Source organism: Actinomyces israelii (assembly GCF_030253495.1).
Classification (GTDB): domain Bacteria; phylum Actinomycetota; class Actinomycetes; order Actinomycetales; family Actinomycetaceae; genus Actinomyces; species Actinomyces israelii.
In genome coordinates, this window is record NZ_CP124548.1 from 3,115,205 (window position 1) to 3,131,208 (window position 16,004).

The 16,004-nt window shown below is 71.1% G+C and carries 11 protein-coding genes; 2 read left to right on the top strand and 9 right to left on the bottom strand.

The window, feature by feature from the left end:
- Window positions 1-194 precede the first annotated feature (194 nt).
- From AIF0345_RS13065 to AIF0345_RS13080, 4 genes are read right to left on the bottom strand one after another with little or no spacing between them, the layout of a single operon-like run.
- A complete protein-coding gene (locus AIF0345_RS13065; protein WP_285296391.1) occupies window positions 195-2,204 on the bottom strand; it encodes a glycoside hydrolase family 31 protein in 2,010 nt (669 codons plus the stop codon).
- A 39-nt stretch (window positions 2,205-2,243) separates the two neighbouring features.
- The gene (locus tag AIF0345_RS13070; protein WP_285296392.1) at window positions 2,244-3,074 is read right to left on the bottom strand and encodes a carbohydrate ABC transporter permease; all 831 of its coding nucleotides are present in this window, start codon (window positions 3,072-3,074) and stop codon (window positions 2,244-2,246) included.
- Entirely contained in the window at window positions 3,071-4,042 is a 972-nt protein-coding gene (locus AIF0345_RS13075; RefSeq protein WP_043558867.1) for a carbohydrate ABC transporter permease, read from the bottom strand. Before AIF0345_RS13075 ends, AIF0345_RS13070 begins: the two co-directional genes overlap by 4 nt.
- Window positions 4,039-5,280, bottom strand: a complete 1,242-nt coding sequence (locus AIF0345_RS13080; protein WP_268916471.1) for a sugar ABC transporter substrate-binding protein — start codon at window positions 5,278-5,280, stop codon at window positions 4,039-4,041. The genes AIF0345_RS13075 and AIF0345_RS13080 overlap by 4 nt, the downstream gene beginning before the upstream one ends.
- A gap of 219 nt (window positions 5,281-5,499) precedes the next feature.
- Between AIF0345_RS13080 and AIF0345_RS13085 the strand changes: the two genes are divergently transcribed.
- On the top strand, window positions 5,500-6,522 hold the full coding sequence (locus AIF0345_RS13085; RefSeq protein WP_285296393.1) for a LacI family DNA-binding transcriptional regulator: 1,023 nt from the start codon (window positions 5,500-5,502) through the stop codon (window positions 6,520-6,522).
- Between the two features lie 56 nt (window positions 6,523-6,578).
- Here the strand turns inward: AIF0345_RS13085 and yicI are convergent, their stop codons facing one another.
- From yicI to AIF0345_RS13110, 5 genes are all read right to left on the bottom strand, one after another.
- Entirely contained in the window at window positions 6,579-8,951 is a 2,373-nt protein-coding gene (gene yicI / locus AIF0345_RS13090; protein ID WP_285296394.1) for an alpha-xylosidase, read from the bottom strand.
- A gap of 47 nt (window positions 8,952-8,998) precedes the next feature.
- Window positions 8,999-9,919 carry a carbohydrate ABC transporter permease gene (locus AIF0345_RS13095; RefSeq protein ID WP_285296395.1) on the bottom strand — a complete coding sequence of 307 codons (921 nt, stop codon included), beginning with the start codon at window positions 9,917-9,919 and terminating at the stop codon, window positions 8,999-9,001.
- Window positions 9,920-9,921: 2 nt separating this feature from the next.
- Complete coding sequence (locus AIF0345_RS13100) at window positions 9,922-10,872, bottom strand: carbohydrate ABC transporter permease (protein ID WP_285296396.1); 951 nt, start codon at window positions 10,870-10,872, stop codon at window positions 9,922-9,924.
- A 97-nt stretch (window positions 10,873-10,969) separates the two neighbouring features.
- The gene (locus AIF0345_RS13105; protein WP_268916476.1) at window positions 10,970-12,274 is read right to left on the bottom strand and encodes an ABC transporter substrate-binding protein; all 1,305 of its coding nucleotides are present in this window, start codon (window positions 12,272-12,274) and stop codon (window positions 10,970-10,972) included.
- A gap of 108 nt (window positions 12,275-12,382) precedes the next feature.
- Window positions 12,383-13,393, bottom strand: coding sequence for a LacI family DNA-binding transcriptional regulator (locus AIF0345_RS13110; protein ID WP_268916493.1), 1,011 nt, complete (start codon window positions 13,391-13,393; stop codon window positions 12,383-12,385).
- Between the two features lie 413 nt (window positions 13,394-13,806).
- On the opposite strand from AIF0345_RS13110, the gene tkt reads away from it, so the two are divergent.
- Complete coding sequence (tkt, locus tag AIF0345_RS13115) at window positions 13,807-15,927, top strand: transketolase (protein WP_285296397.1); 2,121 nt, start codon at window positions 13,807-13,809, stop codon at window positions 15,925-15,927.
- Window positions 15,928-16,004 lie beyond the last annotated feature (77 nt).

Sequence of the window (16,004 nt, forward strand, 5' to 3'; positions counted from 1 at the left end):
GAACCGGTTTCCCGCAGGATCATGCGTTTTCCCGTCGGTCGTCGTGTTCGGTTGCCGGGCTCCCATGTGCGCTGAGGGGGGTCTGCGCACGTGGGAGCCGGATCCTGGTCGCCACCGAAACCATTCTTCCGCATGGTTCCGGGGTTTCCGCCGACGCGGAGCGCGCGCGAATGTGCAACGTCACCTCCCCGGGCTCAGACGCCGATGCGGGCGCCCTCCCGGCGGAAGACCGGGATGTACTCGTACGGCGCCTCGGCCCGGATCCGCTCCCCGCCGTCGAAGGTCTGCTCCGAGTGGATCTCCGTCCACCGGGCGCCCGCCGGCAGGTAGACCTCGCGGCTGGTGACGCCCGGCTCGGTCACCGGCGCGATGAGCAGGTCCGGCCCCAGCAGGAACTCGTCGTCGACCTCCCAGGCGGCGGGGTCGTCGGGGAACTGCAGGAAGAGCGCGCGCATGGCCGGGACCCCCTTCTCGGAGGCCTGCCTCATGACCTCGCCGATATAGGGGCGCAGGCGCTCGCGCAGCTCCATGTGGGCCCGGGAGATCTCCAGGCAGCGCTCCCCGTAGCTCCACACCTCGTTGGGGCCGCCGCTCACGGGCGAGCCGAGCTCGCCGCGGGGCTCGCGGTGCCCGTGGAGCCTGAACAGCGGGCAGAACGCGCCGAAGGCGAACCAGCGCGCGTACAGCTCCCGGTACGCCTCGTCCGTCGGGTCGCCGCCGTGGAAGCCGCCGATGTCGGTGGTCCACCAGGGGATGCCGGAGATCCCGATGCTCATGCCCGCGCGCACCTGCCGGGCCAGGGAGTCCCAGGTCGGCGGGATGTCCCCGGACCACACGGCGGCCCCGTACTTGGCCTGCCCCGCCCACGCCGAGCGGCACAGCAGCACGGTGTCGGGGGCGCCGGCGTCCCGGCTGCCCTCCCAGAAGGTCCGGGCGTTGTCGCGAGGGTAGACATTCGCCACGGCCGCACCCGGCCCGGCGTGGAAGGACAGGTTCTTCGGGTGCCCGGGGTTGAGCTCCGGCTCGCAGGCGTCCAGCCACCACACCCGCACCCCCAGGTCGAAGTAGTTGCGCTTGACGGTCTCCCAGATGAATGCGCGGGCGCGGGGATTGGTCGGGTCGTAGAAGGCGACCGGCAGGGAGCGCGGCATCTTCTTGTCGTGGATGTCCTGGTGGAGCTCCACGCCCTGGTCGGTGCCCACCAGGAGGCCCCGCCGGACCATCTCGTCGTAGTTCTCCGACAGGGGCGAGATGGTCGGCCAGACGGAGACCATGAGCCTGACGCCGAGCTCGTCGAGCTCGCGCACCATCGCCTCGGGGTCCGGGTACTCCTCGGGGTCGAACCGGTAGTCGCCCATGGCGGTCCAGTGGAAGAAGTCGGTGACGATCACCGACAGGGGCAGCTCCCGACGGCGGTACTCCCGGGCGACGTCGAGCAGCTCGGCCTGGCTCAGGTACCGCAGCTTGCACTGCCAGAACCCCGTGGCCCACTCGGGAAGCACCGGAGAGTGACCTACCGCGTCGGCGTAGCGCTCCATGATGTCGGCCGGCGTCGGCCCGGCCGTCACCCAGTAGTCGAGTCCGGGCGCGGCGTCGGCGACCCACCGGGTGGCGTTCTCGGCGAGCTCCACGCGTCCGACCGCCGGGCTGTTCCACAGGAAGCCGTAGCCGCGGCTGGACAGGTAGAAGGGGATCGTCACCTCGGCGTTGCGCTGGACGAGGTCGAGCACGACCCCCTTGTGGTTGAGGCGCCCGTGCGTGTGCTGTCCCAGCCCGAAGATCCTCTCCCCGGGGTAGGCGCGGAACCGCTGGTGGATCTCGTACAGGCCCGAGCGCTGCCCGTAGAAGACGTGCGAGCCCGGCCACCAGAAGTGCTCCCGCTCCTCGGCCAGGAGCTCGCGGCCGTCGCCGGTGCGCAGGAAGCGGAGCATGACCGCCGGCTTGCCGTCCCCGGCGTCCAGGCGGGCCTCGACGGTGAGGTCGCCGACGACGAGGCGGACGGCCTGACCGTCCTGTTCGTCCCGGCTCGCGGGCGGGCAGTCGCGCGGCCCGGGCGGGGTCTCCAGAGCACCGGCGTCCGCGGACGGGATGGCGTGCTGCGCGCAGCGCACCCGCACCGAGTCGCGACCCCACTGCTCGACGCGCATCACCTCGTGCGCGTACCGGACCTCGAATCCGTGATCAATAGTGACGTATTCCAGCATATGATCTCCTTTACCTGATCAATAGGACGAGCGTGCGTCTCAGGACTTCACGGCGCCGCCGGTCGCTCCCGCGGCGACGTACTTCTGGGCCACCACCAGCAGGATCGCGGCGGGCAGGGACGCCATGGTCGCCGTCGCCATGACGGAGCCCCAGTCGGCCACGAATCCCCCGATGTACTGGTAGATGCCCAGGGTCACCGGCCTGGCGGCCGAGCTCGAGTCCAGGGTGAGCGCGAACAGGAAGTCGCTCCAGGCGAACAGGAAGCTGAAGAGCGAGGCGGTGACGAGCGCGTTCCGGCTCAGCGGCAGGACGATGGAGAAGAAGACGCGCAGGCGGCCCGCGCCGTCCACCCTGGCCGCCTCCAGGATGGAGACCGGGATGGCCGACATGAAGGCGCGGATAATGAGGATGGAGAAGGGGACCCCCAGGGCGGAGTCGGCCAGGATCAGCCCGGGAACGGTATTGAGGATCCCGAGGGTGTTGTAGGCGCTGTACAGCGCGTTGGCAATGATGATCCCGGGAATCATCTGGCTCAGCAGCAGGATGAACAGGATGGCCCCGGAGCGCCGCACCCGGTGAAGGGACAGGGCGTAGGCGGCCGGTGTGGCCACGCACAGGCACACCGCCACGGCCCCCAGGGAGACCACCAGGCTCGTGGCGAGGTTCCCGCCCTGGCCGGCGATGGCCTGCCGGTACCCGTCCAGGCCGGGACTCATGGGAAGGATCTGCAGGTCGGCGGTGGACACGCCCGGCTGGAGGGAGGCGTTGACCATCCAGTACACGGGGAAGAGCATGATCGTCAGGAACGCCAGCCCCAGGACCGTGTTCACGACGGCGCGGCGGGAGCGGCGGGGGCGCGGGGCCGTCATGATTCCTCCCCGGAGCGGCTGAGCCTGAGGTAGACGACGGCGAAGGCCACCGACACGAGCACCAGGACGTTTCCGAGCGCCGCCCCCTGACCGAACTCGAAGTTGGTGAAGGACAGCTTGTAGGACTGCGTCGCCAGGGTCTGGGTGGCGTTCGACGGCCCGCCGCCGGTGAGCCCCAGAATGATGTCGAGGACCTTGAGGGTGTAGACCACCCCGAGGACCAGCACCACCGAGACGACGGGCCTGAGCATCGGCCAGGTCACGTACCGGAAGGCCTTCCATCCCACGGCCCCGTCCAGGGAGGCGGCCTCGTAGAGCTCATCGGGGATGTCCTGGAGCCCGCTGTACAGAATGGTCATGTTGAAGGGAATGCCGAGCCAGATATTGACGATGATGACCGCGACCAGCGCCACGCTCGTGCTGGTCAGCCACGGCACGGCGGGAAGGCTCAGGGCGTGGAGGAGCTGGTTGACGACGCCGCTGTCCTTGTCCAGCATCCACTTCCAGATGGCGCTGGAGACGATCATCGGCAGCAGCCAGGGCAGCAGAATGAGTGAGCGCATCACGCCGTTAAGGGGGAAGCGCCGCTTGAAGAAGACGGCGAGCGCCAGCCCGATGGTGAACTGGCCGGCGATCGAGCCCACGGTGAACAGGAAGGTGTTGAGCATCGCCGTGGAGAACACCGAGGAGGTCAGCACCGAGGCGTAGTTGCTGAGGCCCACCCACGGGGCCTCACCGGTGTAGAAGGTGGAGGTGGTGTACTCCTGGAAGCTCATTGTCACGTTCTTGACAACGGGGTACCCGAAGAACAGCGCCATGAAGGTCAGGGCCGGCAGGAGGAAGGCCCACTTGCCGAGCTCCTCCCGGCGCCGCACCGACTTGCGCGCCGCCGACCGCCCCGCCGCGGGCGTGTGCTCCTCTCTCGGGCCGCGCTGGGCGGGCCCCGCCAGGTCTGCGGCCGCCGTCATGACAGGTAGTCCGCCTTGGCCGTCTCAAGGGCGGCCTGGGCGGAGGCCTTGCCGGTCAGGGCGGACTGGATGGCGTTGTAGAGGGCCTCGGCGGTCTTGGGCCAGGCCTCCCCCAGCTGCGCGGTGCGGGCCCGGCCGTTGTTGACCGACTCGACCAGCGAGGCCATCTGCGGGAGCTCCTTGAGGTAGTCCTCATCGACCTGGGAGCTGGTGGGGATCGTGTACCGCTCCGTGTTGAGGCTCAGCTGCCGGGAGGCGGAGAGCAGCTCGGACAGGAGCTCGGCCGCCTTGGCCTGGCGGTCCTTGCTGCCGGTCTGGGGGACCGTCCACACCTCGCCCCCCAGAGGGGCGACCAGGGTGCCGCCGGCCTTGGGCACCGGGATCTCGGCAACGGCCCAGTTGATGTCGGACTTGTCGAAGGTGATGGTCTGCCACGGCCCGTTGATGACCATGGCGGCCTTGCCGGAGGTGAACTGCTCCCCGACGTCGCCCTGGCCCCAGTTCAGGACGCCGGAGGAGGCCGATCCCTCCTTGACCAGGTCGACCCACAGCTGCAGGGCCCCGGCGGCGGCGGCCGAGGCGATGTCGGTCTCCTCCGCGCCGTTGGACCAGAAGAAGGGCAGGAACTGCCAGGAGCCCTCGTAGGAGGCGGCGGCGCAGAACGCAATGCCGTAGGTGTCGCCGCTGGTGAGGGTCTTCGCAGCGGCCCTGAGCTCGTCCCACGTGGTGGGGACGGACACTCCGGCGGCGGAGAGCTTGTCCTTGTTGTAGTACAGGCCGATGGTGTTCGCGCACGGCCCCATACCGTAGAGCCTGTCCTGGTAGGTGCCGGCGCTGACGAAGCCCTGGTTGAACCCCTCTGCGCCGATCCCGAAGTCCGCCAGCGGGGCCAGCGCCCCGGTCGCGGCGATCTGCTGGAGGTCCGGGTTGTCGAGCATGAGCAGGTCGGGCAGGGTCTTGGAGGAGCTCATCTGGAGGACCTTCTGGATCAGGCCGGTACCGTTAACGCTCTCACGCTCGACGGTGACGCCCACCTTGGAGGCGCACTCCTCGAGGACCCTCTGGAAGATACCGTTGTCGGGTTCGTCCGCGTAGTAGTCGAGGATCTTGATGGTTGAGGAGTCCCCTGACCCACCGCTCTTGCCGCACGCGGCCAGCGGCAGCGCCGCTGCCGCGAGCGCCGCGCCCTGCAGGATGCGGCGGCGGTTGATCATGAGCCTGTGCTGGATCGTGGACATGTCAGCTCCATTCCTCCGCCGGCAGCGATCAGACCGAGCGATACGTATGCGCACACGTATGCGATCGGCGCTCACGCCTTGGGCGGTGACGTGACGGGATCTCGGGCGCACGCCTCGTCGCTGCGCCTCGGGGCCCGAATGTATCGTGATAAACCTAATGGCGCAAGGCGCGGCCCTGAGCGCGGGCCTGCCCGTCAACACACCTGGAGGTCGCCCACCATGCCTTCCTCGCCCACCAGCCGCGATGTCGCACACGCCGCCGGCGTCTCGCAGTCCACGGTCTCCTACGTACTCAGTGGTAAAAGATTTGTTGCACCGGAGACAAGAAAGCGGGTCCGCGAGGCGATGGCCGCACTCGGGTATCGTCCGCACGCGAGCGCGCGCGCCCTGAAGAGCAGCCGCAGCAGGATCCTCGGACTCATCGCGCCCTACCACGAGCACACCGATGCTCCCGGGCAGTACCGCTACATCGTCTCGCTCGCGGCCGCGTGCCGGCGCCACGGCTACGAGCTGCTGGTCATCAGCGGCGAGGAGGGCGTGGAGGGCATGCACCGACTGACCGAGTCCGCGCTGTGCGACGGCATCCTCGTCATGGACGTCCGCGACCGCGACCTCCGGGTCGAAGCCGCGCGCAAGTCGCAGATCCCGTCGGTGTTCATCGGCCTCAGCCACGACGCGGACGACGTCATCGCCACCGACACCGACTTCGAGGCCATAGGCTCCGGCTGCGCCCAGAGACTTCACGACGCCGGTCACCGACGGGCCCTGGTCATCAACCCGGCCTCCGAGCACGTCAGGCCCATGGGCTTCATCCACCGCTTCGCCCGGGCGCTCAACGAGCGCGCCTCCGCGCTGGGGCTGACGCTTCAGCCCGTGGAGGTCGCCCGCGACTTCAGCTCGATGCAGGCGGCGCTGACCGCCCACCTCGCCGGCGACAGCCCCGCGGACGCCTTCATCGCCGCGCCCGCCACCTCGATAGACGACGCCATCAATGTGCTCGCGGCCAGCGGCCTCGTCCCAGGGGCCGACGTCTCGATCATCGGGGCCGGGGGCTCGGGCGACTCGCCGCACACCAGCGTGGACTACACCCACTACGACCCCGACGTCTCCAGGGTCGCCGAGACCGCCGTCGGACTGCTCGTCGACCAGCTCGACGGCCTGCTCCCGCTCTCCGGCAGGGAGCCCGAGCGCATCGCCCCGATCTTCCACCCGGGCGCATCCATGAAGAGCCCCGCGCGGTGAGCCCTGCGGGCGGGCGCTCGGGCCCGCCCCCTGGGACGGGCCCGACGGGCGGGCGCTCAGTCGAGCCGGAGCTCGACGGTCTCGGCGCCCCCGGACGCCTCGACGCGCCGGCCGTCCGCCTCCAGGGCCCAGGGGCCCCGGGCGCCGCCGGCCGAGGCCGTGAGCGCTCCGCCGCGGCGGACCACCCGGAAGGCGACGGCCGCGCAGCCGTCGTGCGCGGGCACCACGACCTCGCGCTCCTCGCCGTCGGCCAGGGCGAAGCAGCGCAGCGTCACCCCGTCGGCCCAGTCGGCCTCGGGCCGGTCGAGCCGGGAGGAGACCGGCAGGACGCTGCCGGGCCGCACGTAGAGCGGAAGCGTGTCGGCGCCGTGGCGCTCGTGCACCCACCGGGGCCCGGCCACTCTCGTCCCGTCCCACCAGGAGGTCCAGGTGCCCTCGGGCAGGTAGACATCCGCCTCGCCGCCGGCATCCATGACGGGCGCCACGAGGAGGGCGTCGCCGAGCATGTACTGGGTGTCGACGTCCCAGGCCCCGCGGTCGCCCGGGAACTCCAGGAGCATGGAGCGCATGACCGGGGTGCCGTCGTCGTGGGCCTCGCCCGCCAGGCGGTACAGGTAGGGCATGAGGGACAGGCGCAGGGCGATGAAGCGGCGGGCGACCTCGACGGCCTCCTCGTCAAAGGCCCAGGGCACGCGCACCGAGCCCGACCCGTGGAGGCGGGCGTGCGAGGACAGCAGCCCGAAGGCCAGCCACCGCTTGAAGACCGTCGGGTCCGGGGTGCCCTCGAAGCCGCCGATGTCGTGGCTCCAGTAGCCGAAGCCGCAGGAGCCCAGCGACAGCCCGCCGCGCAGGGTCTCGGCCATGGAGGCGTAGGTGGACTCGCTGTCCCCGCCCCAGTGCACCGGGTACTGCTGGCCGCCGGCGGTGGCGGAGCGGGCGAAGAGGACGGCCCGCCCCTCGCCGCGCCTGCGGCGGAGCAGCTCGAAGACGGTGCGGTTGTACAGGTGCGTGTAGTAGTTGTGCATCTTCTCCGGGTCGGAGCCGTCGTGCCAGGCGATGCCCCGCACGGGGATCCGCTCCCCGAAGTCGGTCTTGAAGCAGTCCACGCCCATGTCGACCAGCGCCTCCAGCTTGGAGCTGTACCAGGCGGCGGCCTCGGGGTTGGTGAAGTCGACCAGCGCCATGCCGGCCTGCCACAGGTCGGTCTGCCACACCCCGCCGTCGTCGGTCCGCACGAGGTAGCCGCCGTCGAGCCCCTCGTCGAAGAGGGCCGAGCGCTGGGCGATGTACGGGTTGACCCACACGCACACGCGCAGGCCCCTGGCCCTGAGGCGGGCGAGCATGCCGGCGGGGTCGGGGAAGGTGTCCGGGTCCCACACGAAGTCGCACCAGTGGAGGGCGCGCATCCAGAAGCAGTCGAAGTGGAAGACGCTCAGCGGCAGGCCGCGCTCGGCCATGCCGTCCACGAAGGAGGCGACGGTGGACTCGTCGTAGTCGGTGGTGAAGGATGTCGTCAGCCACAGGCCGAAGGACCAGGTGGGGAGCATGGGCGGGCGGCCGGTCAGGGCCGTGTAGCGGCGCAGCACGTCCTTGGGCGCGGGCCCGTCGATGACGTAGTAGGCCAGGCGCTCGCCCTCGACGGAGAACTGGGTGCGGGCGACGGCCTCGGAGCCGACCTCGAAGGAGACGCCGCCGGGGTGATCGACGAGGACGCCGTAGCCGGCGCTGGTGAGGTAGAAGGGCACGTTCTTGTAGGCCTGCTCGGAGGCGGTGCCGCCGTCCTCGTTCCAGATCTCGACGCTCTGCCCGTTCCTGGTCAGCGGGCCGAAGCGCTCCCCCAGGCCGTAGACGCGCTCGCCCGGGCGCAGGGACAGCTGCTCGCGCATGTAGGCGGTGCCGTCGGGGCCGGTGACGTGGGCGACGGCGCGCGGCGGGCTGGCGGTCAGGCGCCGCCCGTCGGAGCTGAACTCGGCGGTCCACTCCGCCCCCTCGTGCACGGTGACGGCCAGGGAGCCCGCTCGCAGGGTGACGGCCCGGCCGCCGGCTCCGCTGGCCCGGCCGGCCCCGCCGGTCTCTATGGTCTCGACGACGCCGGTGAAGCCGGCCTCGCCGGCCCCGCCGGCCCCGCCGGCCTCTATGGTCTCGACGACGCCGGTGAAGCCGGCCTCGCCGGCGACCTCGAAGCGGGGGCCGCGGTCGGGGGCGCCGCGGTGGTGGACGAGCTCGACCCTGATGACGCCGTCGGCGACGGCCCTGAACGAGGCGCTCAGGAGGCCGACATTGAGGGTGTCCCCGCGGGTAGCGACGGGGCGGACGGGGGCGTGGGCGACGACGGCGCCGTCGTCCTCGACGGCGAGGTCGCGAAGGCCGCGCGCCTTGCGGACCGCGTATCCGGCGCGGTCCATCCAGTAGCCGTTGGTGAACTTCATGGCGGGCTCCTTGGCAGGGGTGGTCGGCGGGCAGGCGTCCCGGCGTCCTACTTCACGGCTCCGGCGGTGACGCCCCGGGTGAGGGTCCGCTGGAAGAACAGGAAGAAGAGGAAGGTCGGGACGAGGGAGACCAGGGCGCCGGCGTTGAGGGTGGGCACGTCGAGCATGCGGTCCCCCTGGAGGCTCGACAGCGCGATGGGCACCGTCTGGTGGTCGTTGCTGGTGAGCATGACCAGCGGGATGAAGAACTCGTTCCAGGTCCAGATGAAGAAGAAGATCATGAGGACGGACAGGGTGGGGCGCACGATCGGGTAGACGACCTTCCACAGGATCTGCCAGCGGCCGGCGCCGTCGAGCTCGGCGGCCTCCAGGAGGGCGCGCGGGAAGGTGCCGAGCACGGAGGACAGCAGGTAGGTGCCGAAGGCCGACTGGATGACCGTGAAGATGATGACGATCGACCAGGGGCTGTCCGCCAGCCCGGACCTCTGGGCCATGGTGAACAGGGGGTAGATGAGGGCCTCCTGCGGAAGCATGTTGGCGATCATGAACACGGCGATGACCCAGGCGCGCCCGCGCACCCTCCCGACGCCGATGGCGTAGGCGTTCAGCAGGGACAGGAGAGCCCCGGCCACGGCCACCACGGCGGAGGTCCACACGGAGTTCCACAGCTTGACCGGGAAGTTGACGCGGTTCCAGAAGTAGACCAGGCCCTCGGTGTAGAGCTCCCGGGGCCAGGACAGCGGGCTGCCGGCGGAGTAGTCCTCGGGGGACTTGAAGGCGTTCATGACCATGAGGAGGAAGGGGGCGATCATGAGCAGGGCGGCGGCGCCGACGAGGACGAGGACGATCCAGCGGGCGGCGCCGCGGTGGAAGCGGTCGCCCCCAGGCCGCCCGGCGGCCCGGGCGGGCGGCGCGGAGGCGGGGGCGTCGGCGGCCGCAGGGGCGGGCGCAGCGGGCATGGTTGACATGGTCAGCGTCCTTCCTCGTCGCGGCGGGCGGAGCGGTTCTGGAGGACCTGGATGATCCCGGCGACGGCGATAATGACAACGGTCAGGACGGTGGAGATCGCGGCTCCGTAGCCGACCTTCGACTTGTCGAAGAAGTTGAGGTAGGAGTAGTAGCTCGGCACGAGCGTGGAGCTCTCGGGGCCGCCCCGGGTGAGCACGTAGATGGGGGCGAAGACCTTGAGGGCGGCGATGGTGCAGGTGAGCACGATGACGAATGTCTCGGGCTTGATCTGGGGGACGGTGATGGCGCGGAAGCGGGTGAACCAGCCTGCGCCGTCGAGCTCGGCGGCCTCGTAGAGCTCGGGGTCCACGCGCTGGAGGGCGGACATGAAGATGACCGTCGGGTAGCCGATCTGGATCCAGATCAGGACGAGCATGACCGAGGGCAGGGCGGTGGATGTCGAGCCGAGCCAGTTGGGCGGGTCGGCGAGGCCCGCGCCCCGCAGGATGACGTTGACGGCGCCGGTCTGGGAGTTGAGGATCCAGTTCCACACGATGCCGGCCACGGACACGGGCAGGATCTGGGGCAGGTAGTACATGGCCCGCAGGGCGGAGGCGGTGCGCGTGCCGATGTGCTTGCCGACGTAGTCGAAGAGGACGGCCGCCAGGAGGAGGCCGATGAGGGTCGGGACGACGACCATGGCGACGATCATGGACAGCGAGTTGCGGAAGGAGGCCCAGAAGCTCGCGTCGCCCATGAGCTCGGCGTAGTTCCCCGCCCCGATGAATCGCATCGGCGCCATCCCGCCCTTCCACTTGTGCAGGGAGTACCAGATGTTGAGCGCCAGCGGCACGAGGATGATGACGGTGAAGGAGACGAGGCCGGGAAGCAGGTAGGGCAGGTAGGCCGGGCTGCGGCGGCGCGGGCGCCTCGGTGGGGCCGGCGGGGGTGCTGGGGTGGCGGATGCGGTCATAATGAGCTCTTTTCGCTAAGGGGCCGACGGCGGCGCCGGGGCCCGCCGCCGTCGGGGCGGGAGGGCCCGGCGGTGCGCGGGCACCGGCGTCGGCGGATCAGTGGTCGACGCCGAGCTCGGCCCTGCCCGCCTCGTAGGCGGTCTTGAGGTCGGCCAGGACCTGGTCGCCGGTCTTGGAGCCGTTGATGAGGGACTGCATGGCGGAGGTGATCTGGTCGTAGAAGCCCGCGACCGGCCAGTCGGGGTAGAAGGCGAGCCCGTCCTCGGCGTTGATCGCGGCGAAGTTCTCCGTCATGGTGCGCGTCTTGGCGTCCTCGATGGCCGCGGGGTCGCCGCTCACGGGCAGGCCGCCCTTCTGGCCGAGGACCCCCTGGACCTCCTGCGACATGGTGATGTCGATGAAGTCGTAGGCGAGATCCTTGTTCCTGGCGTTGGCGGGCACGACCCACAGGTTGCCGGAGGAGCCGAGGTGGAGGCCGGCGCCCGGGAACAGGAACTGGTCCCAGCCGGCGCTCATGTCGGCCACCAGGCGGCCGAACCACCACGACCCCGAGACGAGCATCGGGTAGGAGCCGGCGATGAAGGCGGCGCCCGCGTCCTCGGCGGTGAGCCCGGCCGAGTCCGGGGCGACGTAGCCCCTCCTGATCCACTCCACGAGCGTGTCGGTGCCCGTCTTGACCGGGCCCGCGCTCCAGTCGACGTCGCCCTTGAAGAGCTGGTAGGCGTCCACGAAGGAGCGGTCGGCGTGGGCGAGGATGAGCTGGTACCACAGCTGCCCCATGGGGTACTCCGAGCCGGCCTCGGCCAGCGGGACCTGTCCGGCGGCGACGAAGGCGTCGCACACGGACTCGAGCTCGGCCAGGGTCGTCGGCACGCTCAGGCCCCGGGCGGCGAACATGTCCTTGTTGTAGTAGACGAAGACGTACTCGCCGTAGTTGGGGACGCCGTACCAGTCGCCGTCGCCCATGAGGCCGTCCTCGGTGTAGCGGGCGGTGGTCTGGAGGGAGGCGGTGAGCGCCTTGTCCCAGCCGCGCTTGGAGGCCTCCTCGGTCAGGGGCTCGAGAAGGCCCTGGGAGGCGAGCTGGCCCGAGGTGGAGTTGCCCTTGTTGTACTCCATAATGTCCGGCACGTCGTCGCCTGTGAGGACGATCTTGGCGTTCTTCTGGAGCTGCTCGAAGGTCTGCGCCTCGTTCTCGACGGTGACCTCGGGGTGCTTCTCCTTGAAGATCTCGATGGCGCGAGCCCAGGCCTGGCCCATGGCCGAGTCGTCGGCCTCGTAGTCCCAGATGGTGAAGGTGTCCGAGCCCTTGCCGGAGGAGCCGCAGCCGGCGAGCCCGAGACCGAGCAGGCCCGAGGCGGTGCCGGCGGCGAGGAGGGCGTTGAAGTCCCTGCGATTGATCATGGTGGTGCACCTCTTCATTGAGATTCCGGGATTGTGTTGAGGAATGGGGCCCGGCGGGAGGCGGCGGGCGGGGCCGCGCCGCCCGCGGGCGGCCGCCGGCGCAGCGGCTCAGGGCGCGGGGCCGAGGCTCTCGCCGGCGATCACCGTGCAGGCGACGAGCCGGTGGTAGTCGGCGGGTTCCAGGCGGTCGTTCAGCAGCGCGATGAGGGCCCGGGCCGCTGAGCGGCCCATCTGCTCGCCGGGCGCGTGGGTGGTGGTCAGGGCGGGGGAGGTCATGGCCCCGAGGGTGGGCGAGGAGACGACGCCGACCACGGACACGTCCCGGGGCACCTCCAGGCCCAGGGCGCGCAGGCCCGGCAGCAGGCCGAGCGCGGCCATGTCGTTCATGACGACGACGCCGGTGGGCGGCGCCGGGCGGTCGAGGAGCCGTCGGGCCATGGCCTGCCCCGCCTGGGGGCCAGCCTCGCAGGCGACGGCGAGGGGCTCCAGGCCGCGGGCCCGCACGGCCCGTTCGTAGCCGAGGCGTCCGCGCACCGCGGGGCCGTAGCCGGCGGCGGCCTGGGCCGCCGGGCGGCCGACGAAGGCGATCCGGCGGTGCCCGAGGCGGTGCAGCGCCTCGACGGCGTCGTCGACGGTGCGCTCGAAGTCGATGTCGATGTGGGCGATGCCGGCGGGCCTGGCGGTGCGCCCCACCATGACGAATGGGAGGCGGGCCCGGCTCAGCGCGGCGACGCGGCGGTCGGCCATCTCGACCTCGACGAGGAGGACGCCGTCGGCCTTGCCCTGGCGGACGAGGCCGACGAGGCCCTCGCCGGCGCGCTCCTCCTCCAGGGGCCACACGGCCAGGGCGTAGCCCTCCTCGGCGGCTCCCTTCTGGGCGCCGCGGACGATCTCGAAGACGGTCTCCCCCATGGCCGTGTCGAAGCGGGGGAAGGTCATGGCCAGGGTGCGGGAGCGGCGGCTGGCCAGGCCGCGGGCCATGGCGTTGGGCTGGTAGTGGAGCTCGTCCATGGCGGCGCGGATCCGCGCGGCGGTCTGCGGGGCGACGGGCCGGGCGCCGGACAGGGCGTAGGAGACGGTGGACACGGCGACGTTGGCCCTGCGGGCGACGTCCTGCATGGTTGCCACGTGCGCACCTCCTTGTGCCGGGAGCCGGGGACGATCCTCGTCGAAGCGTTTCGATCAGTGTGCGCCGCCTTCCGATAACGGATCAACAAATCTGGTCGAAGATCGAACGTGTTCGACTCGGACTCGCATCCCATGGAGTCACAGCATCGTCACCTTTTGTTCATCCACTGTATTTTGATAGGTTTGCCGGACCCTGGCCGGGTGCCGCCCCGGGTTCGCCCGCACTGAGGGCGCCGCGGCGATGGAATCACGAGGCGCACATCTGTCCACCCGCCCGGTTGTTCGCTCTTGAGGAGCCGGGGGACGATTCCAGGGAACCGGTGGGAGGATTCCCCGGAGACCAGTCGCCGGGCGCACGCCCGTCACCGATACCCACACACGAACGCGTACGAAGGAACCTGTTAATGACTACGGAGCCTACAGACCCCACAGAGCCCACAGAGCCCGCAGAGCCCCTCCGGCTCTCGGACCTCGATCTCAGGGCGATCAGCATCGCCAAGGCGCTGGCCGCCGACGCCGTCGAGAAGGCCGGGTCCGGGCACCCCGGCACCGCCATCTCCCTGGCCCCCGTGGCCTACCTGCTCTACCAGCACGAGATGGCCTGCGACCCGTCCGACGCCCGGTGGCTGGGGCGCGACCGCTTCATCCTGTCGGCGGGGCACGCCTCGGTCCTCCAGTACATCCAGCTGATCATGGCGGGCTACGGCCTGGAGATCTCCGACCTTCAGGCGCTGCGCACCGCCGGGTCGCTGACGCCGGGTCACCCCGAGCTCGGCCACACGGTGGGGGTGGAGACGACCACCGGCCCGCTGGGTGCCGGGTTCTCCAACGCGGTGGGCATGGCCATGGCCGCCCGCTACGAGCACGGCCTGCTGGACGCCGCCGCCCCGGAGGGCGAGTCGATTTTCGACCACGTCGTCTACACGCTCATGGGGGACGGCTGCATGCAGGAGGGCGTCGTCGCCGAGGCCGCCTCCCTGGCCGGCGCCCAGCAGCTGGGCAACCTCATCGCCATCTACGACGACAACGACATCACCATCGAGGGCAGCACGGACCTGGCCTTCACCGAGGACGTCACCGCTCGCTTCACCGCCTACGGCTGGCAGGTCATCGAGGTGGACTGGAGGGGCGACGGGGAGTACCACGAGGACCTGGCCGCCCTGCACGAGGCACTGGTGGCGGCGCGCGCCGAGACCAGCCGGCCGTCCCTGATCCGGTTGCACACGATCATCGCCTGGCCCGCCCCCACCATGCAGGGCCAGGCCTCCACCCACGGCGCGAAGCTCGGCGCCGCCGAGGTCGCCGGGCTCAAGAGAGTCCTCGGCCTGGACCCCGAGGCCTCCTTCCAGACCGGCGGCGTCCTGGAGCGCACCCGCGCCCACGCCGCCGAGCGGGCCGCCGCCGCGCGCGCCGACTGGGACGCCCGCTACGAGGCGTGGAGGGCCGCCAACCCCTCGGGCGCGGCGTTGCTGGACCGCCTGCGCTCCGGCGAGCCGCCCGCGGAGCTGGAGGCCGCCCTGCCGACCTGGGAGACCGGGAAGTCGGTCGCCACCCGCAACGCCTCCGGAGCGGTGCTCACCGCCCTGGCGCCCGTCGTCCCCGAGCTGTGGGGCGGCTCGGCCGACCTGGGCGGCTCCAACAAGACCACCATGGTCGGCGAGCCCTCCTTCCTGCCGGCGTCCCTGGCGCAGAAGGAGGGGGACGGCCCCTACGGGCGCACGATCCACTTCGGGGTTCGCGAGCACGCCATGGGCGGCATCCTCAACGGCATCGTCCTGGACGGTCTGACCCGCGCCTACGGGGGCACCTTCCTGGTCTTCGCCGACTACATGCGGCCCACCGCTCGCCTGGCGGCGCTCATGCGGATCCCCAGCATCTTCGTGTGGTCCCACGACTCCATCGGCGTGGGCGAGGACGGCCCCACCCACCAGCCCGTCGAGCACCTCGCCTCCCTGCGGGCCATCCCGGGCTTCGACGTCGTCCGCCCCGCCGACGCCAATGAGACCGCCGCCGCGTGGGCGGAGATCCTCAGGCGCCGTCACGAGCCCGCCGGCCTGATCCTGTCGCGCCAGAACCTCCCCGTGCTGGCCTCGGCCGAGGCCGCCGCCGAAGGCGTGCGCCGCGGCGCCTACGTCCTGGCCGAGGCCGCCGACTCCCGGGGCGGCGCCGTCGCCCCGGCCGTGACCATTATCGCCACCGGATCGGAGGTGTCGGTCGCCGCCGACGCCCGCCGCATCCTCCAGGCCGCCGGCACCCCCACCCGCGTGGTCTCCGCCCCCTGCCTGGAGTGGTTCGACGCCCAGGACGAGGACTACCGCGCCCAGGTCCTGCCCGAGGACTGCGTGAGGGTCGCCGTGGAGGCGGGCGTCGCCATGGGCTGGCGCGAGCGCGTCGGCGACGGCGGCGCGATCGTCTCCATCGACCGCTTCGGCGCCTCCGCCCCGGCCGCGGAGATGTTCGCCGACTACGGCTTCACCGGCGACAACGTCGCCTCCGTGGCGCGCGAGGCCCTCGCGCGGGCCTGAGACCCGGCGGGGGCCGGCTCGCCACCCGGCTCCCGCCGTCGTCGAGCGGGGCGAGTGCGTCACGCCGTGCCGGCCAG